Source organism: Klebsiella sp. JN_Kp127 (assembly GCF_040062505.1).
Classification (GTDB): domain Bacteria; phylum Pseudomonadota; class Gammaproteobacteria; order Enterobacterales; family Enterobacteriaceae; genus Klebsiella; species Klebsiella quasipneumoniae.
In genome coordinates, this window is record NZ_JBEAHS010000005.1 from 55,350 (window position 1) to 77,401 (window position 22,052).

21 protein-coding genes and 3 pseudogenes are annotated in these 22,052 nt (G+C 48.6%); 12 read left to right on the plus strand and 12 right to left on the minus strand.

The window, feature by feature from the left end:
- Positions 1–41: 41 nt before the first annotated feature.
- From ABLV04_RS03750 to ABLV04_RS03785, 8 genes are all read right to left on the minus strand, one after another.
- Complete coding sequence (locus ABLV04_RS03750) at positions 42–2,447, minus strand: replication endonuclease (RefSeq protein WP_348815360.1); 2,406 nt, start codon at positions 2,445–2,447, stop codon at positions 42–44.
- Positions 2,444–3,301 (minus strand): DNA adenine methylase, encoded by an 858-nt coding sequence (locus ABLV04_RS03755; RefSeq protein WP_348815361.1) that lies wholly within the window; start codon positions 3,299–3,301, stop codon positions 2,444–2,446. The genes ABLV04_RS03750 and ABLV04_RS03755 overlap by 4 nt, the downstream gene beginning before the upstream one ends.
- Positions 3,298–3,525, minus strand: coding sequence for a TraR/DksA family transcriptional regulator (locus ABLV04_RS03760; protein ID WP_020324003.1), 228 nt, complete (start codon positions 3,523–3,525; stop codon positions 3,298–3,300). Before ABLV04_RS03760 ends, ABLV04_RS03755 begins: the two co-directional genes overlap by 4 nt.
- Positions 3,525–3,758 (minus strand): DUF2732 family protein, encoded by a 234-nt coding sequence (locus tag ABLV04_RS03765; RefSeq protein ID WP_080784239.1) that lies wholly within the window; start codon positions 3,756–3,758, stop codon positions 3,525–3,527. The genes ABLV04_RS03760 and ABLV04_RS03765 overlap by 1 nt, the downstream gene beginning before the upstream one ends.
- A gap of 67 nt (positions 3,759–3,825) precedes the next feature.
- Positions 3,826–4,167, minus strand: coding sequence for a DUF5347 domain-containing protein (locus ABLV04_RS03770; protein ID WP_004174279.1), 342 nt, complete (start codon positions 4,165–4,167; stop codon positions 3,826–3,828).
- Entirely contained in the window at positions 4,131–4,331 is a 201-nt protein-coding gene (locus ABLV04_RS03775; protein WP_004174277.1) for a phage filamentation protein Fil family protein, read from the minus strand. Before ABLV04_RS03775 ends, ABLV04_RS03770 begins: the two co-directional genes overlap by 37 nt.
- 7 nt (positions 4,332–4,338) lie before the next feature.
- A complete protein-coding gene (locus tag ABLV04_RS03780; protein ID WP_004174275.1) occupies positions 4,339–4,848 on the minus strand; it encodes a phage regulatory CII family protein in 510 nt (169 codons plus the stop codon).
- Positions 4,849–4,880: 32 nt separating this feature from the next.
- Positions 4,881–5,123: a Rha family transcriptional regulator gene (locus tag ABLV04_RS03785; protein WP_032438893.1), complete on the minus strand. Its 243-nt coding sequence runs from the start codon at positions 5,121–5,123 to the stop codon at positions 4,881–4,883.
- Positions 5,124–5,239: 116 nt separating this feature from the next.
- On the opposite strand from ABLV04_RS03785, the gene ABLV04_RS03790 reads away from it, so the two are divergent.
- The 4 genes and pseudogenes from ABLV04_RS03790 to ABLV04_RS03805 all read left to right on the plus strand — a co-directional run bounded on the left by ABLV04_RS03790 (position 5,240) and on the right by ABLV04_RS03805 (position 9,685).
- Entirely contained in the window at positions 5,240–5,872 is a 633-nt protein-coding gene (locus tag ABLV04_RS03790) for a phage repressor protein CI (RefSeq protein WP_117267397.1), read from the plus strand.
- A gap of 2 nt (positions 5,873–5,874) precedes the next feature.
- The gene (locus tag ABLV04_RS03795) at positions 5,875–6,903 is read left to right on the plus strand and encodes a site-specific integrase (RefSeq protein ID WP_110212950.1); all 1,029 of its coding nucleotides are present in this window, start codon (positions 5,875–5,877) and stop codon (positions 6,901–6,903) included.
- Between the two features lie 3 nt (positions 6,904–6,906).
- On the plus strand, positions 6,907–8,100 hold the full coding sequence (locus ABLV04_RS03800; protein WP_348815365.1) for a hypothetical protein: 1,194 nt from the start codon (positions 6,907–6,909) through the stop codon (positions 8,098–8,100).
- A gap of 352 nt (positions 8,101–8,452) precedes the next feature.
- Positions 8,453–9,685: pseudogene (locus tag ABLV04_RS03805) on the plus strand (integrase domain-containing protein).
- A 58-nt stretch (positions 9,686–9,743) separates the two neighbouring features.
- Here ABLV04_RS03805 and ABLV04_RS03810 read toward each other — a convergent pair.
- Positions 9,744–11,483 carry an ATP-binding protein gene (locus ABLV04_RS03810; protein ID WP_180264058.1) on the minus strand — a complete coding sequence of 580 codons (1,740 nt, stop codon included), beginning with the start codon at positions 11,481–11,483 and terminating at the stop codon, positions 9,744–9,746.
- A 323-nt stretch (positions 11,484–11,806) separates the two neighbouring features.
- Here ABLV04_RS03810 and ABLV04_RS03815 point away from each other — a divergent pair.
- The 6 genes and pseudogenes from ABLV04_RS03815 to ABLV04_RS03840 all read left to right on the plus strand — a co-directional run.
- Positions 11,807–12,649, plus strand: a pseudogene (locus ABLV04_RS03815) (primase-like DNA-binding domain-containing protein); the annotation flags it as partial.
- Positions 12,650–12,953: 304 nt separating this feature from the next.
- Positions 12,954–13,670: a toll/interleukin-1 receptor domain-containing protein gene (locus ABLV04_RS03820; protein WP_050597806.1), complete on the plus strand. Its 717-nt coding sequence runs from the start codon at positions 12,954–12,956 to the stop codon at positions 13,668–13,670.
- Between the two features lie 946 nt (positions 13,671–14,616).
- A pseudogene (locus ABLV04_RS03825) lies at positions 14,617–14,778 on the plus strand (integrase arm-type DNA-binding domain-containing protein); the annotation flags it as partial.
- A gap of 120 nt (positions 14,779–14,898) precedes the next feature.
- Positions 14,899–15,639, plus strand: coding sequence for an SDR family oxidoreductase (locus ABLV04_RS03830; RefSeq protein WP_023290695.1), 741 nt, complete (start codon positions 14,899–14,901; stop codon positions 15,637–15,639).
- A gap of 401 nt (positions 15,640–16,040) precedes the next feature.
- A complete protein-coding gene (locus ABLV04_RS03835; RefSeq protein WP_049003977.1) occupies positions 16,041–16,607 on the plus strand; it encodes an XRE family transcriptional regulator in 567 nt (188 codons plus the stop codon).
- A 449-nt stretch (positions 16,608–17,056) separates the two neighbouring features.
- Positions 17,057–17,419 carry a cupin domain-containing protein gene (locus tag ABLV04_RS03840; protein ID WP_087775169.1) on the plus strand — a complete coding sequence of 121 codons (363 nt, stop codon included), beginning with the start codon at positions 17,057–17,059 and terminating at the stop codon, positions 17,417–17,419.
- A gap of 143 nt (positions 17,420–17,562) precedes the next feature.
- On the opposite strand, the gene ABLV04_RS03845 is transcribed toward ABLV04_RS03840, so the two are convergent.
- Positions 17,563–18,363 (minus strand): hypothetical protein, encoded by an 801-nt coding sequence (locus ABLV04_RS03845; RefSeq protein ID WP_102004649.1) that lies wholly within the window; start codon positions 18,361–18,363, stop codon positions 17,563–17,565.
- A 120-nt stretch (positions 18,364–18,483) separates the two neighbouring features.
- Entirely contained in the window at positions 18,484–19,368 is an 885-nt protein-coding gene (locus ABLV04_RS03850; protein ID WP_023290699.1) for a LysR family transcriptional regulator, read from the minus strand.
- Positions 19,369–19,579: 211 nt separating this feature from the next.
- Between ABLV04_RS03850 and ABLV04_RS03855 the strand changes: the two genes are divergently transcribed.
- The gene (locus ABLV04_RS03855; protein WP_048335044.1) at positions 19,580–20,152 is read left to right on the plus strand and encodes a flavin reductase family protein; all 573 of its coding nucleotides are present in this window, start codon (positions 19,580–19,582) and stop codon (positions 20,150–20,152) included.
- 19 nt (positions 20,153–20,171) lie between these two features.
- Here ABLV04_RS03855 and ABLV04_RS03860 read toward each other — a convergent pair whose 3' ends face one another.
- Positions 20,172–20,525 carry a helix-turn-helix domain-containing protein gene (locus ABLV04_RS03860; RefSeq protein WP_032429203.1) on the minus strand — a complete coding sequence of 118 codons (354 nt, stop codon included), beginning with the start codon at positions 20,523–20,525 and terminating at the stop codon, positions 20,172–20,174.
- 333 nt (positions 20,526–20,858) lie between these two features.
- Here ABLV04_RS03860 and oqxA point away from each other — a divergent pair, with 333 nt between their 5' ends.
- Positions 20,859–22,034 carry a multidrug efflux RND transporter periplasmic adaptor subunit OqxA gene (oqxA, locus tag ABLV04_RS03865; protein ID WP_023290702.1) on the plus strand — a complete coding sequence of 392 codons (1,176 nt, stop codon included), beginning with the start codon at positions 20,859–20,861 and terminating at the stop codon, positions 22,032–22,034.
- The last annotated feature ends 18 nt before the right edge of the window (positions 22,035–22,052 follow it).

A 22,052-nucleotide genomic window follows, 5' to 3' on the forward strand; every position in this document is an offset into this window, starting at 1 on the left:
GATGTAGCAGAAAAAAGGGGGGGGGGGAATGCGCCCCTCCATCAGTACCACTGGCACCATTTGTCATCTTCCTGCAGCCTTTGGTTCCGGTAAAAGACACGTAGACCTGCACCGGATGGAATACTGCCACCGCGCAAAAGCAGATCGATCTCCGCCTTCGAACCATCAAAGCCTCTCGATTTAAGTTCATACTCCAGCTGCAGGTGCTGCTGATTATCCACATCCGGCCTGTACCCTTTCCGGCGCTTAGGCTTAACCATGCGAAGCCGTGCATTTAGCTCCCTCAGCTCCTTTTTGCTCATGCTATGGAGATATTCCTGCAGCTCCCGTTCATCCATACCCGCTATATCCGGTAAATCCTGTCCGCTTACGGCCCCGTTTTCGTACATTTTTTCCACAGGGGGACAGTTATTGCCACGAGTCCAAGGGGCGCAAGCGCCCTGGTCGGCTGGCGCCTCCTGAACGTCAACGGCCTTACGAACCATTTTCCACTTCATCGCATGCGTGCAAATCCGGCCCTCAATAATCGGGGACCAGATGCCATAAATACGGATGCCGTGATCGCCATAGGCTGATGGCTCGTCATTGAGTTCATAAGCCGTGCGGACCAGGTGATGTTTACGCGGAACCAGTACGCCGCCCTGTTTCATGATGTAGGTGGCAAAACACCCGGCATCGGCTGCCGCCAGCACGGCATCCAGACGCGGGTTATCCAGTACCGGCGCACCTGCTTTTTTATCGGCCTGCTGTCGCGCGGCCTGGCCTGCCAGCAAACGCAGCTCGCGATAAGCCTGGCGGCCCGGTATACCGAAAAAGCGGAATTGCTGGACGCGATGCAGCGAAGCCCAGGCATTGACATGTTCGGCATTGTCCCGCAGTGATCTGCCGGTTTCTTTGCTGATTTCATTACCCAGGCCGCGGCCGTCGATGTTCTTACTGATGTACTTCGCGATGTAGCTGGTAGGCGTCCCCTTGTGCGGGTTGATCAGCTCAGATTTAAAGCGCGGGCCGGTATTATTTCCCAGCTCCTCGCGGTCCTCACGGATGGCAAATTTACGCAGCAGCGCAGTGATGGACTTGCGGTCTTTTTTGCGCATGAAGCAAAGCAGGTGCCAGTGCACGGTGCCGTCATGGTGTGGCTCAGCAACGCGGACGCCATACCAGCGCAGCCCGGCTTTGTGCATCGCCTTGCGGAAAGCGGCGAACGTATGCACCAGATAGTCACTGCTCTGCCGGACAGTGCCGCTTGTCCACTTCGGATTAGGTCTGCCGTTGTTGAGGGTGGCATGGAAGCGCGACGGGCAGGTGATGGTATAGAACACCGCGCAGTCACCCCTCATTTCCGCGATTAACTCCAGCCCCTTAACGCAGGCCATCATTTCATTACGACGGTGCGTCGGATTGCTGCTACTGGCGTTTACCACGTCTTCCATATCCAGCGTATCGCCATGCTCATTGGTCAGCTCATGCGAGCGGAAGAACTCCAGCGATTTGCGGCGCTGTTCGCGTTTATGGATCACGGCCTCATAGCTGACATACGGGGACGCCTTTTTGTTAACCAGGCAGACGGCGCGCAGCTGTTCTTCCCGCCATTCACACCGCATCTGCCACAGCTTGCGATACCACCAGTCAGCACAGAGCATACGGGCAAGCGAACCCGGAATAAGTTCGTATGGTACCGGGTTACGGCGGTGCTTTTTACGGCGCAGCCGCTCGAAGGCAGGCGGGATAACATCAAGGCGCATGGCCTCAGCGGCCACCCTTTCCCATGACCGGCGGATCTCTTCCGGCGTAACGTCTTCATCCGCAAGCAGCTCACCGCAGGCAGCATCCAGACACATGCTCATGTGTGCCGCCACTAGGGTAGATAACCGCTTAACCTGATCCTGGTTCATTTCCGGCAGAACCAGCAGGCCCTCCAGCCCGTCGTGGCTCGCCATAAACCGGAATGACGCAGAAACCTGGCTTGCACGCACGCGCTCCAGGCGTTCAAGGCACGGCCTGATGGTTTCACGCAGGTAGCGGGAATAGGCTTTTGCTCTGCCCAGACTATGGAAATATTTAATCCGCTCCAGCAGAGGCTTGCTGATATGGGACGGCATGGCGTTAACGTCAGCCAGTATGACCAGATCGGGATTAAAACGCTGCTGCTCGCGCGCCATTTTGGCATGGCTAATCAGCCGGTCCTGCTCCATTTCACGCTGAACAGGATCACGGGCTTCATTGTAGAAATAGCGTTCCCAGACCTCATCGCTCATCGCCTCACGGCGCAGCTGCTCCTGCTCGTTGTCGCTGGCGTAGAGAGCGATCAGGTTTGAAAGCGCTGACACCGGCGCAACTTCCGCCGGGTCCAGATATGGGTTAATCGCCTTGTTAGGTATATTCCAGGCAAAAGCAGCGGCGGAATCTTCTGCTCCGCCGTGCTTTTCAACTTCGTGATGACTCACGCGCGCACCTCATGCACGACAGAGCAATCAGGTCCGCCAGCTAGATCAAAGCCAGCCCATACTCCCGGCTTCAGTACAGCAATAAGTTCGTCAGCACTTTTTCCTTCGCCCGCGGCAACGCCGATGCTGCGCTTTACGTTAATGCGGTCATGAGTGAAATTTCGATACAGGGAACGAGTCAGAGAAGTGTCGCTGTTCGAAACAATGACCGGATGGCCTTCTGATGCCCGGCGCTCAAGGATAGACGCCAGATGATACTGATCATCCTCGGTAAATCCGTCAGTGTGGTAAGTGGAAAATGTACCGTCATACGGAGGATCGCAGTAGATAACATCCCCCGACTGCAGCATTGCCAATGTTTTCTCATAGCTGGCGCAAATGAAGGTGGCACGCTTTGCCTTTTCGGCAAATGCTCTGATTTCGCTTTCCGGGAAATAAGGTGCTTTGTAATTACCGTATGGGACGTTGAAATGACCTTTAAGGTTATAACGACATAAGCCACGGTAACCATGACGATTAAGAAAAATAAACATAGCTGAGCGGCAAACAGCGGGCCAATCACGACCATGATTAAACTCTTTTCGAATATCGTAATAGCATTCTGCTGAATTATTTTTAGCAAACAGGTCTTTAGCTATAGATATCAAATGGTCAGCATCGTCTTTAATGACACTGTATAGATTAATTAAATCAGGATTCACATCAGCAACAAGATAATGAGGATACTCTGTCGCCATCATCACAGCGCAGGAACCCGCGAAAGGTTCAACCAGTCGCGGGCCTGCAGGCAGGTGCTTTTTCAGCTCATGCATGACGGCGGTTTTATTGCCCGCCCATTTCAGGATGGTGCTCATACAGCACCACCATTGTAATGTTTGCCTTTCAGCTCTGCGATTTCCTGACAGGTGATGCAGCACTGCACGCCAGGAATAGCGCGGCGGCGGGCAGGCGGTATTGGTGCGTCGCAGTCAATGCACAAGACACGGGAAACGCCCGGCGCTTTACTGCGGGCGGTGTGGATGTGCCGCTGGAGTTCTTCTTCAACGCGCTGCTGTACGAGGTCCATAGAATCAGCCATCAGTGGATCTCCTGCGCTTCGTTCTGGATGTTTTCCGCAGCAACGCGCAGCAGCTCCGCCGCCTCAACGTGATTAAGCTGGCGCGATGTGATGTGACACGCCAGGCTATCAAGACGGGCAGCCATTGCCGCAGCACGTGCACGGCGTTCTTCCATGCGGACCTCTGTCAGTATCTGGTTAAGACCTGCATCATCCGGGCCGATTTTGTTGGAACGGGTTTCTATATTTCGCATTGTTGTTTCTCCTGAATTTTGGCAAAAGAATGCCCGGCGGGTTTACGCCATTAATTTCTGTTACTGGTTAATTCGGCATGGTTAGCCGCTTTGGAAATAAGCTCACCACTGCACGAAAATGGTTCATTGCTTTTATCAGCTCCCGCTTTTCGTCAGTCGTCAGCTCATTCATATTGACGTTATGACGATCCGCCGGAATCTTAGCCATAAAGAATATGGCGGCTAAGGCACGCTCATTCTGTTTATGGTTAATATCTCGCTGGTCCCGCATATCGCTAATAAAACGCTCCAGTTCAGGTTCTATATTCAAGCCGAACACTTTCGCCCTAAGCTCTGCAATATGATTCAGGCCATCCAGCCGATGCCCCGGACTTAGTGGAACAGTCGCAGAATCGCCTTCAATAGCCATGGTTTCCCCTGTTTAGTAGTACGCAGTTCAGCCAGCAGCGCATCCTGCGAGCGGCACGGATGCCAGCGCTTGCCATCCTTCCCCATGATCCAACCATGCCCGAAATGAGGTGATGGGCTTTGCTTAACGAGCAGCGATGCGAGTGATGGTTGTTTAGTCAACATAGCCACCTCAGATCAAACCAAACGAGGCACCCAGGCCAGTGACTGTATCAATGGTGCTGGCCATCGCCGGGCTTGCCTGCAGGCGCGCCTGCAACGTCACTGCGGTTAATGCCATCAGTCGAGTAACTGAATTGATGCTATCAACAATCTGGCGGCGCCCTGCCGTTGTGTGCGCTTCGCCGGAAACAGCGCCAGCAGCTACGCGGCCGATTTCTGCCGTGGCTTTCAGTACGTAGTCCGGCATTTTCTCCCGAGCGACTTCGTTTAGCGGCACGCACGGCAGGCAGTGGATCTGTGCCAGGAAACCATCAACCAATGCGGAATCCTCGGTCAGATCAGTAAGCAGCCAGATTTCCGGTGCGGTAAGTTGGTGCGGCTGGTCAGGGTTTAGCTTATTACGCAGTGTCTGGACATTCATTCCCGCGCGTTCTGCCAGTTTCGCCATGTTATGACGCAGCGCGAAAGCCCGGCAGGCCTCTTCAAAATGTGGATGTTTGGAAATCCTGAAATCAAACATGTTCGTCGCTCCAAAAGTTCTCATAATTGGACTTACTGACCAACGATGATGCGGAAGTTGGAGTGACCAAGGGACTCACGAACCTGATCGGTTTTGTACATCAGGTAACGCAAACTTACACGACCTTTATTTTTTTCTTTCTTTACCATGTACTTAGCGAGTTTTCCATGGTGGATTTTTTGATAAACAGAACCGCGTGAAATACCTTCCCATTCCGCGAACTCTGCAGGAGTTGCCATCTCTTTTGGTACACGAATTGAAATATCTGTGCTCATAGTGCAGTATCTCTTGGTTTGGTTTCGTTTTATCTCGTTTTATTTGGTTGAGGTTTGTTTTTCTAACCTCAATCGAATACTAAGATCACATTTTATATACGTCAAGGGTTTTGCTTATGAGATCTATCAAGGTTGGCAATGACAGCGGAGGACGTGAAGCAATCAATAGGCTGATTAAGGCTTATAAATTCAACTCTCGACAGCAACTATGCGACCATCTTTCTGTTTCAAAAAGCACTATGGCAAACAGATATTTAAGGGATAGTTTTCCCGCGGAATGGGTTATACAGTGCGCTCTTGAAACTGGGGTTTCGCTACTTTGGTTAGCTACCGGGCAGGGAGATAAAAATGATAATAATGCTCAGGAAAATAGTTTTGTTTTTGTGAACCACTCCCACATCAAACCGTTATCCGAGGTAGTAGCACCTGAAATTGACAAGGCCACATTGGATGGTGGAGCTTTAGTTGACCATGGAAAAGTCATACTAGATAACAGCCTGATCCCTCACAACATAACTAATCCGTGGCTCATCCATACGGATGATGGTTCCTATCTCGTTGACCGTAGCGGCACTCCGCCAGTAAACGGTACATGGCTCGTCGATATCGATGGGATAAAAACGATGGCAAAGCTTGCACGAATCCCCGGAAATCGATTAGTTGTCCAGCAGGGCGAATCATCTTTTGAGTGCAGCCTTGATGATATTGAGGTCGTAGGCCGGGCAGTTAAAGTCATAAAGAGCATCTGAACATGACCATCAGAAAACAGCCGAACGGAAAATGGTTGTGCGAGTGCTATCCGAACGGGCGGGACGGCAAGCGCGTGCGCAAGCAATTTGCGACAAAGGGCGAGGCTATAGCATTCGAAAATTTCACCATGGATGAAGTGAACAAAAAGCCGTGGCTGGGTGAAAAGGAAGATCGGCGGCGTTTGTCAGAATTGATTGAGCAGTGGCACTCCCTTTATGGCCAGACGCTCGCAGACCCCAAGCGCCTGATGGCGAAACTCAACATTATTTGTAACGGCCTAGGCGATCCCATCGCCTCGGAGCTAACAGCTGGTGACTTTACCAGATATCGAGAAGCACGATTAAAAGGTGAGATACGAAACGAAGACGGCACGCTAATGTCGCCAGTAAAGCCCCGCACGGTAAACCTGGAACAGCGTAACTTATCATCCGTTTTTGGCACCTTGAAAAAGCTGGGCCACTGGTCAGCGCCTAACCCGCTCGCCGGGCTGCCTACATTCAAAATTGCAGAGGGAGAACTGGCATTCCTGGCCCCGGACGAAATTAAACGCCTGCTTGATGCCTGCGCTGACTCTCAAAGCCCCAGCTTGTTGAGTATTGCAAAAATATGCTTGGCCACCGGCGCGCGGTGGAGTGAAGCCGAAAACCTGCAGGGCCATCAGTTATCTAAATACCGGATCACCTATACCAAAACCAAAGGCAAGAAAAACCGAACCGTACCGATATCTCAGGATCTATATGACGAACTCCCCAAAAACAGAGGGAAGTTGTTCACTCCATGTAGAAAAGCGTTTGAGCGCGCAGTGAAACGAGCAGGTATTGATTTACCAGAGGGTCAATGTACTCACGTTCTGCGCCATACATTCGCCAGCCATTTTATGATGAACGGCGGAAACATACTGGTCCTTAGAGATATATTAGGTCATTCCGATATCAAAATGACTATGGTTTATGCTCATTTTTCGCCTGATCATCTTGAAGATGCGGTGACAAAGAATCCACTTTATGCATTAAACTACTCTAAAGGGTAAAACATGGGAAGTGAAAATTTATCTGATGGTTTGAATGATATTTTTTCAAACATAGTCAATGAAGAAAGTTTAAATTTACCATTTACGGTTGAATCTGACATTATTAGTGACTTTAAAGAAAAGTGCCAAATCTATTTCAACCTTTTAAATGACTATACTGAGAACAATGAAACTGGATTATCCAAGAGAATCAGCAGACGTCTAGAAAAAATTATTGAGATTTATTTTGGATTAGTCACCTCTTTGTCAGAATTTTTATCTGGTGATATTAAGGCAGCATATGATAGCTTTGATAAAACCTTTTCTGACAATGTAACCTCTCGCTATATACATCACATATCTATTCCACTAAACAAGTTGTGCAACGAATCCAAACCTCTATTTCGAGTCAGGAAGTCTGACACTTCAATAAAAGACAGAAGTGAGATATTTCACATCCCTTTCTCTATGCGGCATTTAGTCAACGCACAGAGATACTCTGTCGCAGGTTTGCCATGCTTATATCTTGGATCGTCTTTGTATGTCTGTTGGTTGGAAATGGATAAACCAGACTTTGACAAACTATATATTTCTTCTTACTCGTCTGATGAAGAGAATTCTAAAATTTTGGACTTTACCGCCGAAATCCTTTACTCACGTTTTTATGGCATTGTCGATGATGATGAAATGCCGTACCTTACAAAAATGGCATATATTTGCTTAATGCCATTGATTTACGCTTGCAATTTTAGAAAAAAGCATAACAGTACATCATTTACTCAAGAGTACATAATTCCAAACTTATTAATGCAATGGATTAGCCGCCGGGCAAAATCAAATATTGTTGGCATCGCTTACAGATCCACGAAAATGGTTAAAACAAATGATGGGGACAAGTCAATCAATGTTGTACTCCCTCCAAAAGTCACTTACCAACAAACAATCTCAAAAGATTTTTGTCCCAAACTGATTAAAATGTTTAAGCTCACTCCCCCTGTATCATGGCAAGTACTTAAAACACTGGATTACACATGCGAGCCAGGTGAAGGAGATAGGGTAAAGTCCGCCTCAAGGTTTTTGAGGCGGACTGAACGCCTGTCAGGGATCAAGAATTTTGACGACAGCATTGTGCACCTTTACCCTCTCACCGACTTCTATAAACTCGAGAAGTGCATGGATAACTTGCTTGAGTACGACTTCATTGAAGATAAGAAGTGATGGCGGCACTTTGGCGGCAAAGCAGTAAAAATGTATAAAATTGGCAAACACCACAAAAAAACAACGTATTGTTTTAAAACATAAATTACTGTTTTTGTTGTAGTGAAAATGCTATGTAGGAATTTCGGACGCGGGTTCAACTCCCGCCAGCTCCACCAAAATTCTCCATCGGTGATTACCAGAGTCATCCGATGAAGTCCTGAAAGCCCGCACGGCGCAAGCCCTGCGGGCTTTTTTGTGCCTGTTGTTGTTCGAGAACATCCGGCTAAATCCTGTGATTATTGGTACACGTTTAGATACACGCTATAGTGTTGTCCATTAAACGTGTACCAATTATGGAAGGAATCCAGATATGGGGCGCATCACACGCCTACTCACTATCAACGAAATCCTCAAAGCTAAACACCGTGAAAAAGACTTCACCCTTCATGATGGCGATGGACTGTTTTTACTCTTCAAACCTCCGGTAAAAAACTCTAGCGTTTCCGTTATCAACGACCGGGAAGCAGCAGCCGCATGAATTTGAGTCTCGGCTCATACCCTGCCCTTACACTCGCAGCAGCTCGTCAGATACGTGACCAGCACTTGACCACACTCGCGCAAGGTATGGATCCACAACAGGAACAGGAACAGTAACAAGCGTCAGAACAACGCCAGATTGAGTTAGACAGCATTTTTTCAACTGTGACTGCCAACTGGTTCCAGATAAAAAGCAGAAGTGTCACACAGGATTATGCAAAGGATATTTGGCGTTCTTTGGATAAAGATGTGTTCCCGGCAATCGGTACGATACCCGTACTGGAGGTAAAGGCCAGAACGATAGCTGAAGCACTTGAGCCAATCAAAGCGCGAGAGGCATTGGAGACAGTTCGCCGCCTGGTACAACGTATTAATGAAATAATGATTTATGTGGTTAACACTGGTCTGATAGATGCGAATCCGGCCTCAGGTGTTGGCATGGCCTTTGAGAAACCAAAAAAGCAAAACATGCCGACGCTGCGGCCAGAAGAATTGCCAAAATTGATGCGGTCACTGGTTATGTCTAATTTAACTGTTCCGACACGCGTCTTATCGAGTGGCAGCTTCTAACACTTGTGCGTCCCTCTGAGGCTTCAGGTACTCGATGGTTAGAGATCGATATAGATGCCAAGCTTTGGACAATTCCAGCCGAACGGATGAAGGCCAAGCGTGAGCACATTGTAGCTGTATCTCCTCAGCCATTAGAGATTCTGGAAGTGATGAAGCCTGTTAGTGCTCATCGAGAACATGTTTTCCCGAGCAGGAACAATCCAATACAACCGATGAATAGCCAGACAGCCAATGCTGGATTAAAGAGGATTGGTTTTAGTGGGAAATTAGTTGCTCGTGGCCTACGATCAATTGCTAGCACTGCAATGAATGAAGCTGGTTTTAATGCCGATGTGATACAGTCCGCTCTTGCACATAGCGATAAAACGAAGTAAGAAAAGCTTATAATAGATCTAATTACTTAAAGCAAAGAGTAGAATTGATGGACTGGTGGGGAATACCTACATTTAAAGAATATACTAAAAGCACAATATCCTTTCCTACTAAAAAATTTTAAAAACCTAATCACTAACTATTATAAAACCACGTCTAATGACGTGGTTTCTTGTTATGACTTAGTGAGCTATAATTTCACTAAGATATTTTATAATTGGAACTTTATTTATATCTTGATGAGTGATATTAGGCTTTAGAATATCCTTCCAATATAGGTTTGCATTAAACGGCTTACTTTTATCACCACTATCGACAAATCTCAAGAAATCAGGTATATCTGTGCTTTGATGTGCTGGTTCAAAAGTGATGGAATGAGTTCTAAGCAAACCAATATTCTTATTATTTTGTTTTTTATCGTAAGAATGCTGGTCTGATATGGTTTTTTGTATCCCAGAATCAAAGCATGGGTTACCACTCTCATCAATACTTAGGATTGAAGCTTTGTCAGTATCACAAATCACATGATATTTAATATTGAAACGTGAGAAAATTTTTTGATAGAAGGGGATGTTAGTTACAGTACCACAATTAAGAACGAATACTGTTTTTTGAGAAGGGAATTCCTGAAAGTATGCTCTAGATATTATCTCCTCCGTTGGGCCTTCAATCAAAAGAACCTCATCTGCATAAAATGATTCACATATATAAGGATTAAACCTCAATACTTCATACATTTCCTGCTTGAGTTCATCGTTGGTGACTATCCCCTTCGCATCCTTCAAAAACTGGTCATTTATTTGGTATGTTTTGGTCCCCTCTCTGTTATTTACCAAGCGTATTATAGAAGATTTAGGTTTTGAAAGGTCTATCATAGAAGATGAATGTGATGCACAAAGCACTTGATAAGGAAGATCTTCAACACTAACTTGATAAATAAGATCACGAAGTTCCTTAACTATCCTTGGATAAAGAAACAGTTCAGGCTCTTCAAAAAGGACCATGTAATCTTTACGCCCTTGTTTTCTCTCAAACCTCTCAGCAACATCCCGCATTAATAGCAAAGTAAATATTGCCGTTCTGATTGTTCCATGACCTACACTGCTATAAGTAGAGGGTATGTTAGCATCTACTACACCATCACCATTTTTTTTCAGAAACTCAATATCAAAATCCTTTCCAAGTTTATTTTCTGTCCAAACAACCCTATCCTTTTGATCTTTGAAATATATTTCCGTATCGCCGAATATCTTATTAAAATAATCATTAACAGATGCTTGATATGCGTCAATTAATTTTGGATCGTACATCCTATCCTGCAACTCTTTTATCTTATCTTGTGCCGCCTTTAATTCTGCGAGATCATCTTTTCTAAGAGTACTTTCAGCCATCAACTTTAATATGTCATTAAGTATTTTTTTTGCTTCCTCTTCTGTCGGCATCGCTTTAATAAATACAGGTTTTGGTAAGCAAGATTGAAAAACTGTATGCAAACCAACTGTCGCATATCCAACCTCATCATATTTGTCACTATTATAATCGTAGGTAAAATTCTTATCTTCTATCTTCGAACCGTTTTTACTCCAAACTTTCTTTATTCTTATAAAATCATTTTTCAAATATTTTTTGTAGCTTTCTTTTTGTTTAGGAGCTTTCTCTTCTATCCTTTGTTTATCTAGATCATCGAGCTCAACCTCTAACTCGAATTCGATAGAATTTTTATCATCACATTTATAAAAATCATTACCTGTAGGTTTTTCATTTGAATAAAAAAATACATACGCCTTTAAAAAAGTCGATTTTCCGGCATTATTAGCCCCATATATAAATAAAGTATTAGTATCCTTAAAAATTATCTTATTGTTTTCGATGCCACCAGAGATGGTGCGAAAATTATCAACTCCAAAAAATGATATTTTCATAAGAGAACCCTATCATAATTATAGTGTGTGTAGTAAATCGTTCGGTATGACAAGTTATTAATAGCAAATTTATCAAAGTATAAAATAGACTATATTTTTACATATGTGAGGTTGCTTACATTTTATTGGAATAATGACTTATTAACACTATTACAATTACATATTCATTACAAAATAGTAACCGAATTTAGCCCACCCTCCTTTAGGTTGATAATAATTTACCTGTGAATTAATTTTGAAGTTCTAAGTCAATTAAAAACTAATAAGTTAAATGATTCTAAATGAGAGGCCAAGACTTTCCCCGCCTCGCCTGCACGCTTCGTGAAGTGACCGGGCTAGGCGACAGCGGGAAAAGTATTCTCGTCGAAATTGCCACGATGCTGGCCGGAGAGGATAACGCCACGTCAGCCGATATTGACACGCTGGAAGACCCGCGCAAGCGCGCCTCCCTGATTGGCTTCTCGCTGATACGTCTGCCTGACCAGGAGAAATGGAGCGGTGACGGTGCCGGACTCAAGGCCATCACCGGCGGCGATGCGGTCTCCGTTGACCCGAAATACCAGAATCCGTACTCGACGCATATTCCGGCGGTGATTCTGGCCGTCAACAATAACCCGATGCGCTTCACCGACCGGAGCGGCGGCGTCTCACGTCGCCGGGTGATTATCCACTTCCCGGAGCAGATTGCGCCGGAAGAACGCGACCCGCAGCTCAGGGATAAAATCGTCCGCGAGCTGGCCGTGATTGTGCGCCAGTTGATGCAGCAGTTCAGCGACCCGATGAGCGCCCGCGCGCTGCTCCAGTCGCAGCAGAACTCCGACGAGGCACTGAGCATCAAGCGTGATGCTGATCCGACGTTTGATTTTTGCGGCTATCTGGAGGCACTGCCGGAGCCGGACGGGATGTATATGGGGAACGCGAACATTATCCCGCGCCAGCCGCGCCTGTATCTGTATCACGCCTATCTGGTCTACATGGAGGCCCACGGCTACAGGAACGCACTCAGCCTGACCATGTTCGGCAAGGGGCTCTCAGCCATGCTGAAAGAGTACGGACTGAATTATGAGAAGCGCCGCACAAATCAGGGTATGCAGACCAATCTCGCTCTCAGGGAGGAAAGCAACGCCGACTGGCTGCCGAAGTGCGATGACCCCACCGCAACATAACCTACCCGGACCGGCATTGCCGGTCTTTTTTTACCTGCACACCGGGCAGAGTGAACAGTAAAGTGTTCAATGTTTAATGAGTGTTTATCTGCTAACCAAATGAAATAAAAAACAAAAATACAGAATAAACAGTGTAAAAAGTTTTCCAGAAAAAATTTTTCATCCTAAAAAAATTATCAGGTAGCTCAGTGCTAAAATGGACATTACTACGTCTTTATGCACTAATTATTGGGGGGCGGTCATATCGAGTACCGCAGTTTTTAAACAACCATTAGCAAATTTGAGTGGAGAAAAGGAAAATAAAATGCACGATTCATTTATATCATATGCAATAGAAGATAATGATTTTGTATCGGATTTAGCATTTGGATTGAAGAGAAATGGATTAAGTGTTTGGTTTGCTCCTCTGTCTCTTAAGGTAGGGGACCGATTGCTCGATTCTATCGAAAAAGGATTGAATGAATCGAGGACAGGGATTTTGATTTTGAGTCCATCTTATCTTTCAAAAAACTGGACATCTTATGAAATGGATATTCTTATTAGACAAAATATTGAAGGTAATAAAAAAATACTCCCAATATGGCTAAATGTTACTAAGAAAGATATCGAGAATAAGCACATCGGACTAAGCGGAATAGTAGGGATTACAGATACAGCGGAAGTTTCTAGAGTCGTATCTCAGTTGGTAGAAGCTCTGTCAGATGGTGCACCGTATAGAGGTGTTATTCCCAGTTGGGAGAATCCGGAATACCGGTTTTTAAGTGGTGTCAGTGAAGTAAATCTTCAAAGTATTGATGGTAAGACAACTACAATTTTCGAACTATTAGTTCACAGTAATGATGAGCAGTTTCCTTTTTGGTTAGCTGGTAAGTCTTATTCAAAGGAGGAGCTTTTATTGCGCGTTGCTGAAGTTATAGGAGCAGATCCTGCTAGAGTAAAAAAATGGGTTGGAGATGATGGCTATCAGCAGCTCTGGGATATGTGCATTGAATATGGTTATGATCCAAAGATATTTTGCTAATTATATAACGCTTGTTAGCCTTTTCTCTCTGTCGAACTCACAGCGCGTAGTTAACACTATCTCCGCATACCAGAAGCAGAAGAAATTTTGATACATATACCCTAAATAATTCGAGTTGCAGAAAGGCGGAGACACAGCGAGTCCCCAGGAGCATACTCCAGTAAGTGACTGGGGTAAGCGAGGAAAGCCAACGCACATGCAGCTTGAAGTATGACGGGTATATAAACTTATCTAAAAACCAACTTCCGTTTTTCGTTCTCAGTAAACTACAGTGATTTTACCTATAAGGCCGCAAAGGTGAACAGTCAAGTGTTCACTGTTCACCAAGCATTCACATGCTAACACCATGAAAATAAATAACAAAAACGCTCAGTGAACAGTGTGAACAGTTTTCACCAAAAAAACTTTTTCCCCCCCCTCATCACTATCGTATTGCGGTGATGGTCGCCGGAAACCGGCCAGAGACGCGCTGAGGTGAAGAGTTGACTGTTCACTCTTCACCAACTGGTCACCATCTATCATTATGATATAAAAAGAAAAATAATAAGGTGAACAGTATGAACAGTTAAATGCAAAAAAATTTTTCTCTAGCCTTTGTAGATACAGAAAAATCATCAGGAGGAAGAACAATCGACAACTTTAGATAGGTAAGAATGCTATGACATTCCATAATTGGTACACGTTTAGGTACACAAATGAAAGTTGAACACATTAAAATTATTTAAATTTAAATGCTTACGAGGTTTATTCAGACTCCGCCAGCCCACCAAAATTCTCCATCGGTGATTACCAGAGTCATCCGATGAAGTCCTAAGAGCCCGCACGGCGCAAGCCCTGCGGTTTTTTTTGTTACCTGTGCGGTCATATTCTCTGTATAAATCTCGAGCATCATCTATGCTTGTTTTGCACCACGATGCCATATCGTAAAAAACCATGGTGCAAAAAGATACCTAACCAATTGAAATACCAAACTAATACCGAGTAGCGGCTACGCGATGGCGACGGGCTGGCGTTGTTGATTAAGCCATTCGGCAGAAAGATCTGGTTCTTCAAATACACTCCCCCGGCGCTGAAAAAAAGGGCCACCATCAGCATTGGCCCCTACCCCGCTTGGTGCCAAATGCCAACGCTGCAGCCATAATCTCACCATGGCGTGATGTAACAGATGACGACTGATGGTTATCTTCGTCAGGTACTTGATGTTTCTAAAGACAAAGAAAGGCGAATCATGGGCAGATTTCAAGGTAAACGCATCCTTATCACTGGCGGTACCAGCGGTATGGGATTTGCAGGCGCACTGCGCATTGTTAGTGAGGGCGGCAATGTTGCCATTACGGGCCTCAATGATGAAAGGCTGAAGCGCGCCCGTAGTCTACTGCCTGAATCATCTCTCATTCTGAAAAACGATGCAGCCAGCGAAGCAGATATAAGCGTTCTTCAGGCAGCGATAAGCGACTGGGGTTCACTCGACGGACTATGGCTTAATGCTGGCTTCGCAGAAGTAGGTGCTCCGGAATCGGTGACAGCGGATGCTTTTAACCGCATGATGAATGCTAACGTCCGCGGCCCGATGCTGCAGCTTGCCGCTCTTTCTGGATCCCTCAATTCAGGCGCATCTGTTCTTGTCACCTCATCTTCATCTGTATATGAAGGTGCGGCAATGACCAGCCTCTATGCAGCAACGAAAGGCGCAGTTGTCGCAATGGTTAAAAGCTGGGCCTCTGCGCTGGCTGTGCGGGGTATTCGCGCCAATACGCTGGTACCGGGTCCGATCGAAACGAACTTTAGACATTTCATGCCGGAAGAGTCGCGTCAGCAGTTTGAGGATTTTGTTGTCAGCCAGGTCCCCCTCGGCCGGGCAGGAACCGCGGAAGAAGCATCTGCTGTCGCACTTTTCCTGCTTTCTGATGATGCATCCTATGTCACCGGCAGTCAGTACGCGGTAGATGGCGGGCTGGTGCATTACTAGATATGGCAACACCGGCATCATTTCCTGATACAGATCCTCAAACCCCCACTGTAGAAGTGGGGAAAATAACGGCCCCTGCTTACATCAATAAACAATCCGTTACTCCAGAATCATCCATTTTTCGCTTAAAACAGCCCGGCAACATCCGAACGCAACGAACAGATTCAATGTGCAATATCTCCCGTTACCCAGACTGCCCATCAAACCGGTGAACACCAAAATGGTTCATTTGAAAGGATAAACGTGGTATTCAGGCATGGCGGGCGCGTGAAGAATCACTGACTGTTGATGCAGCGATGACATATCAGGCCAGCGACAGCAGTGTTATGTCCCTACCGCAATCTCAACTGGGCGGGGCGTTTATTCGGATGAGAAGGACTCACTCGGGGAGGGAGGCAATAATGGCAGATTCTGAACGCGATAAACCAGCTGCGTTGTCATTAAATATCGGCAGTAAAATAAGACGACTACGGCAGTCCCGGGGGATTTCGTTAAACGATCTGTCTAAATTGTCAGGGGTTTCAAAGGGAGCGTTATCCAAGCTGGAATCAGGATCTTCCAGTCCCCGAGTTGATACGCTGGACGCTATCGCCACCGCGTTACGTTTACCGGTCGGCGATTTGCTAAGCGGCAGCAGGATGTATCCCCGCTTTGAAAAATATCGCCCTGTGCCGGGCGAGTATTCGCAAATGATGAAATTCCGCATCGGCCCCGGCAATACCTCCGAGATATGGTTGCTGCAAATGGAACCGCGGGTCACCATCCACAGCCCCGGACATTCAGAGGGGGCGCATGAACATATTCTGGTACACAGCGGAACTCTGCGCCTGCGCTTGAGCCAGTATGAAGTCATCACCCTGGAGCCCGGGGATTTTTATGCCTTCTCTGCAGAGATTGCGCACACGTACAGCGCAACGGAAACGGCGGTTAGCGCGACGGTGGTGATGACTCACCTCGAGCCCGGTTAACTCCGCCGCGCCATTATCGGACCTGGAGACCTGAGATATGGCGCCGGCGTTTCGGGCATCTGTTCACTTAAAGAAACAAAAACGGTCCGCTGAATGCCTGAGGAAAAATTATTTTAAAAATAAAATTAATTAAATTCAGTCGATTGATTGCGAACTGATAAATATATTCCCCCGTCATCGGGAAACCCGTTGTTCAGTTTGCGGGTTAACTGTATTGTTATTTCGAACAGCAGAGCCGGCCTGCTTGCGCTGTATTTCCCCACAAAGCAAAGCAGGCGTAATAGCCGGAAAGCTGGCCATGATACGGTCACTTTCCTGATAATCCTGGCGTCTTTTTATTAGCGATCAATATCGCCTAACCCGGCTGTGCGCCGTGCGGCCCAATGCCTGCTCTTTTTTTATGACGAAATCAACCCACCCGCATTAAATATGTGTGACGGAGAAGATGAATGCGTAAAGTTAATTTAAAAGACAGTTTTGCTCTGTTCAGCGATTACTGGAGCCCGAAAATTGTCGGCGAAATGAATAACGAATATGTCAAACTGGCTAAATTATCCGGAAAATTTGACTGGCATCATCATGAACAGGAGGACGAGCTTTTTCTTGTGGTCAGCGGCCGCTTGCGAATGGGCTTAAGAACAGGCGATATTATTCTTGATGCCGGTGAGTTTATTATTGTGCCGAAAGGAACTGAGCATTGTCCTGAAGCGTTAACCGAAGAGTGCTGCGTCGTTTTACTGGAGCCAAAATCGACCCTGAATACGGGTAATATCGTCAATGAACGTACGGTGCATGAACTGGATAAACTCTAATCGTCTGGCGGTGCGGAACAAACCGGGCCAGGGGAAGTTTTAGCGTTACCGGTTACCCGGCCCCCCTCTAAGGATAAAACCACCCATAACATCTCGCGCAACCCTTTCATACTCCGGCCGCGTCAGCGGCCGGAGGGATAGATTTACTCCTTGTCAGAATAGGCGTCCAGCATGGCAAAGACCGCCCACCGCGCCGCATCGTCTGCAATATTGTCAGGCAGCGCATCAGCCCGCAGATTGACATAAGCGTCGGCAGCCCTTCGGATGGCAATCCCGACAGAGTGACGATCGTGCGTTGCCAGAGTGGAAGTCAGCAGGCCATCGGGATCAATGCCGAGGGCTTCTATTCGGCGAACCCCGCGTTGCGGTAGATTGGCGCGACGGAACAGCATCGGTCCCAGCACTTGTTCGCGGAAGAAGGACAGCATCCCCAGCGCTTCGAAGAGTTCGCCCCGGCCCAGTTTAACCCCGGCATAATGCAGCCAGATCCAGGCTCGGGACTCAAACCACTCCGGCGTCATGTTCGGCCAGTAAGCGCTAAATTTTGCCAGCTGGCGCTTGAGAGCATCGCTATCACGGGTAAATAGCACGGCAGGCTCCTCAACGCGCTGAGTGAGCATGTCCAGGGTGATAAATTTGAGATCGACATGCAGAAGTTGCGGGCCAAACAGACAGATCAGCAGGCGAGGCTCGCCGACGTGTTCCCCGGTGAAAGCATGTAGCAGATGGCCGAGGGTTCCGGCGAACGCCATACGCTGAGCCATGATTTCGTCATAATAGAGAGGGTCGACCACCACCACGAAATCGAGATCGGAGTATTGATCAAACCCGCCATGGATAAACGAGCCGCCGGCGAGAAGGGCGAGGATCCGCGGGTCAGACTGTAATTTAAGCTTCAGTTGCTCTGCAAAACTTCTGTGTAAATCGGGGAGCGTATTAAACATACTTTTTCCTGTTCACAAAAAAGACAAAGCACTACAGAATATCGAGTGATTGATCGGCAGACCAGATATTTCTGCAGGAGCCCTGCGCTCCCATGAGGGGCTCCCGAAACGATAATCTCCTCAAACCACCTCGCTCATCCACTCAGCAAACGCCCGCACGGCAGGAGAGAGAAAGCGCTGGTGCGGATAGAGCAACGTGACAGGTACCGGGGGCGGCTGCCAGTCCGCCAGCACTTCCACCAGCCTCCCCTCCCGCAGGTGGTCAGCCACGATATTCTCCGCCAGCTGCGCCAGCCCAAATCCTGCCAGGCACATTTTTATATAAAGCCCCGTTTCATTCACCGCGGCGGTGCCGCTGACGGGTACAGAAAAAGTCTCGCCGTGGCGAAGGAAGCGGAACTCATCGGCCCGCCTCGCCTGGCCGGAGAAATAATGCACGGCCCGGTGCTGAGAGAGCGCCTCCGGTGATGGCGGCACGCCATATTCCCTGAGATAGTCCGGTGACCCGCAGGTGACCCAGCGAAAGCGGCCCAGAGGCCGGGCCACCAGGCTGGAGTTGTTCAGCTCTCCCGTGCGTATCACGCAGTCGACGCCTTCCTGAATGAGATCGACCTGCCGATCGCTGACCCCGATCATCAGGTAGATATCAGGGTAACGTCGGTAAAAGTCTTGCAGATGGGGCATGACGATGAAATGCGCGATGCCCGCGGGCATATCAACCCGCAGGCGCCCCTGAGGCCGCGCGACAGACTCGCTCAGGCTGGATTCGCTATGTTCGATGAGGGCGAGAATTTCCCGGCACTGCGCCAGATACTGCATCCCTTCCGGAGTCAGGCTCACCCGCCTTGTGGTCCGGTTCAGCAGCCGCACCTTCAGGTATTTCTCAAGGTTTTTAATGGTACTGGTGACAGTGGAGGCCGGCAGGGAAAGGGTTTCCGCGGCACGTACGAAGCTTCCTGCCTCCGCGACGCGCATAAACATCTGCATAGCCTGGATACGATCCACCTTCTTTCTCCCCTGTAGCGAGCAGCCTACCGACAGGCGGCATGATTATTCGTTGATTATGAATAATGAAAACAATTTACGCATCTTTTTGCGCTTAATCGCCTGGCGTATCGTTGCGCTGTGGATATCGCGTGAGGGGCCAAAAATGACCATGCCCTCAATAAATATCCAGAGAATCAACATATTAAATAACACGCATAAAGGAAAAATAATGTCCGTTCAGCCTGTCGAATTAAGTAAGGCGTATCGTTTATTGCAGGTCGGGTCCACCACCATGATTTCCGCAAAATATGATGGCGTCGAAAATGTCATGTCAGCCGCCTGGGTTGGGCTGGCAGGCGAGCGAAAAGTGGTGGCCTATATCGGCCCCCAGGCCTTCACTCGTCAGCTGGTGGAAAAGAGCGGCTATTTCGTCGTGCAGATCCCCGTAGTCAGCCAGATGGCAACCGTCCTCTACGCTGGCGGGCGCAGCTATGCCGACGCGCCGGATAAAAACGACACCATCCCCTTCTTTTATCAGCCGGGGTTCGATCTCCCCCTTGTCGCCGGCTGCGCGGGCTGGCTGGTGTGCAAAGTGATGCCTTACCCGGACATCCAGCAACAGCACAATCTGTTTATGGGTGACATCGTCGCCGCCTGGAGCGATGACCGGGTATTCCGCAACGGACACTGGATCTTTGATGATGCGCCGGACGAGCTGCGGACCGTTCACTATGTCGCAGGCGGGCAGTTCTATGCCATCGGCAAAGGCAGCAAATTCGATCATGGACCGGGTAAGGACTGACCCTCCCCGGTCATGAGCATCACTGACGAGATGTCTGCGCGGCAGAGCGGCTGATACTCCGGCGCCAGACGCCGGGCGCCTGGCCAAACTGGCGCTTGAAGCTGCGGTTGAAGGACTGCTGTGAGTCAAAGCCGAGGGCGATCGCCACGTTGAGGATCGGCTCGTTGCTGTGGGCTAAGCGTTCGACCGATTTTTGCAGCTTTTGCGCCCGGATATACTCCCCGAGGGGGTGCCCGGTATGTTCTTTGAAGATCCGCTGCAGGTGCCACTTCGAATAGCCGGCTCGCCGGGCAACGGTATCAATATCCAGACGGCTATCAAGATGGTTGTCGATCCAGTCGATCAGATCCTGAATGATGGCGCCAGTGTTCATCATATTTCCCCCTCGCGGCCGGTTAAAAGCATCTTTAGCAGTTGCATTAAAAGGTGGCCTGGTTTTACACAAAATGCAAGTTTTATTGTTGCATTTAAAACCCTGCCAGGATCGCGCCTTTTTTCTCCGGTGAGGATCGCACATAAAGTGCAACAATTATTCTTGCACTTAGTTAAGCGCATTCCTACAATCGCCGCGATAGTGTATTCGAAATTGTTACAATTTTGTGGCGATGATCGACACAAATGGCCTTAAGCCAGCCCGGACAAAGGAAGTGGCGCAGCCTCTCAGGCTGCGTCTTGCCCGGCGGCTACAATGACTGGAATAAAAATAATGAGCCTGCAAAAAAACTGGGGAAACATTCACCTGACCGCGCTCGGCGCGATGATGCTCTCCTTTCTGCTCGTCGGCTGCGACGACAGCGTCGCGCAAAACGCCGCGCCGCCCGCGCCTGCCGTCAGCGCCGCTAAGGTGTTGGTGAAGTCGATCAGTCAGTGGGATAGTTTCAACGGTCGCATTGAAGCGGTGGAGAGCGTTCAGCTCCGCCCCCGCGTCTCGGGATATATTGATAAAGTGAATTACACCGACGGCCAGGAGGTGAAAAAGGGCCAGGTGCTGTTCACGATAGACGACAGAACCTATCGCGCCGCGCTGGAGCAGGCGCAGGCGACGCTGGCGAGAGCCAAAACGCAGGCCAGCCTGGCGCAAAGCGAGGCGAACCGCACCGATAAATTAGTTCATACCAACCTCGTCTCCCGTGAAGAGTGGGAGCAGCGCCGGTCAGCCGCGGTACAGGCGCAGGCCGATATTCGCGCCGCGCAGGCGGCGGTGGATGCCGCGCAGCTTAACCTCGACTTCACCAAAGTGACCGCCCCTATCGACGGCCGCGCCAGCCGCGCGCTGATCACCAGCGGCAACCTGGTCACGGCGGGCGACACCGCCAGCGTGCTCACCACCCTGGTCTCGCAGAAGACGGTGTACGTCTACTTTGACGTCGACGAGTCAACCTACCTTCACTACCAAAATCTCGCCCGCCGCGGGCAAGGCGCGTCCAGCGATAATCAGGCGCTCCCGGTGGAGATTGGCCTGGTTGGCGAGGAGGGCTACCCCCATCAGGGCAAAGTGGATTTTCTCGATAATCAGTTAACGCCAAGCACCGGCACCATCCGCATGCGCGCCCTGCTGGATAACTCGCAGCGGCTGTTCACGCCGGGTCTGTTTGCCCGCGTGCGTCTGCCGGGCAGCGCGGCGTTCCAGGCTACGCTTATCGACGACAAAGCGGTGCTCACCGATCAGGATCGTAAATATGTCTATATCGTTGATAAAGATGGCAAAGCGCAGCGACGTGATATCACGCCGGGGCGGCTGGCCGACGGTTTACGCGTCGTGAAGCAGGGTCTGAAGCCAGGGGATAGCGTCATCGTCGACGGCTTACAAAAAGTGTTTATGCCGGGTATGCCGGTTAACGCCAAAACCGTTGCCATGACCCCCAGCGCCGCCCTCAACTGATCCCTAATCAGAGAATCC

What these genes read in the sequence shown, in the direction of transcription:
- ABLV04_RS03780 (WP_004174275.1), bottom strand. Translation starts at nt 4,848, where the DNA reads ATGTTTGATTTCAGGATTTCCAAACATCCACATTTTGAAGAGGCCTGC.
- ABLV04_RS03775 (WP_004174277.1), bottom strand. Translation starts at nt 4,331, where the DNA reads ATGTTGACTAAACAACCATCACTCGCATCGCTGCTCGTTAAGCAAAGC.
- ABLV04_RS03800 (WP_348815365.1), top strand. Translation starts at nt 6,907, where the DNA reads ATGGGAAGTGAAAATTTATCTGATGGTTTGAATGATATTTTTTCAAAC.
- ABLV04_RS03790 (WP_117267397.1), top strand. Translation starts at nt 5,240, where the DNA reads ATGAGATCTATCAAGGTTGGCAATGACAGCGGAGGACGTGAAGCAATC.
- ABLV04_RS03855 (WP_048335044.1), top strand. Translation starts at nt 19,580, where the DNA reads ATGTCCGTTCAGCCTGTCGAATTAAGTAAGGCGTATCGTTTATTGCAG.
- ABLV04_RS03770 (WP_004174279.1), bottom strand. Translation starts at nt 4,167, where the DNA reads ATGGCTATTGAAGGCGATTCTGCGACTGTTCCACTAAGTCCGGGGCAT.
- ABLV04_RS03860 (WP_032429203.1), bottom strand. Translation starts at nt 20,525, where the DNA reads ATGAACACTGGCGCCATCATTCAGGATCTGATCGACTGGATCGACAAC.
- ABLV04_RS03795 (WP_110212950.1), top strand. Translation starts at nt 5,875, where the DNA reads ATGACCATCAGAAAACAGCCGAACGGAAAATGGTTGTGCGAGTGCTAT.
- oqxA (WP_023290702.1), top strand. Translation starts at nt 20,859, where the DNA reads ATGAGCCTGCAAAAAAACTGGGGAAACATTCACCTGACCGCGCTCGGC.
- ABLV04_RS03835 (WP_049003977.1), top strand. Translation starts at nt 16,041, where the DNA reads ATGGCAGATTCTGAACGCGATAAACCAGCTGCGTTGTCATTAAATATC.
- ABLV04_RS03755 (WP_348815361.1), bottom strand. Translation starts at nt 3,301, where the DNA reads ATGAGCACCATCCTGAAATGGGCGGGCAATAAAACCGCCGTCATGCAT.
- ABLV04_RS03845 (WP_102004649.1), bottom strand. Translation starts at nt 18,363, where the DNA reads ATGTTTAATACGCTCCCCGATTTACACAGAAGTTTTGCAGAGCAACTG.
- ABLV04_RS03760 (WP_020324003.1), bottom strand. Translation starts at nt 3,525, where the DNA reads ATGGCTGATTCTATGGACCTCGTACAGCAGCGCGTTGAAGAAGAACTC.
- ABLV04_RS03765 (WP_080784239.1), bottom strand. Translation starts at nt 3,758, where the DNA reads ATGCGAAATATAGAAACCCGTTCCAACAAAATCGGCCCGGATGATGCA.
- ABLV04_RS03830 (WP_023290695.1), top strand. Translation starts at nt 14,899, where the DNA reads ATGGGCAGATTTCAAGGTAAACGCATCCTTATCACTGGCGGTACCAGC.
- ABLV04_RS03810 (WP_180264058.1), bottom strand. Translation starts at nt 11,483, where the DNA reads ATGAAAATATCATTTTTTGGAGTTGATAATTTTCGCACCATCTCTGGT.
- ABLV04_RS03785 (WP_032438893.1), bottom strand. Translation starts at nt 5,123, where the DNA reads ATGAGCACAGATATTTCAATTCGTGTACCAAAAGAGATGGCAACTCCT.
- ABLV04_RS03820 (WP_050597806.1), top strand. Translation starts at nt 12,954, where the DNA reads ATGCACGATTCATTTATATCATATGCAATAGAAGATAATGATTTTGTA.
- ABLV04_RS03840 (WP_087775169.1), top strand. Translation starts at nt 17,057, where the DNA reads ATGCGTAAAGTTAATTTAAAAGACAGTTTTGCTCTGTTCAGCGATTAC.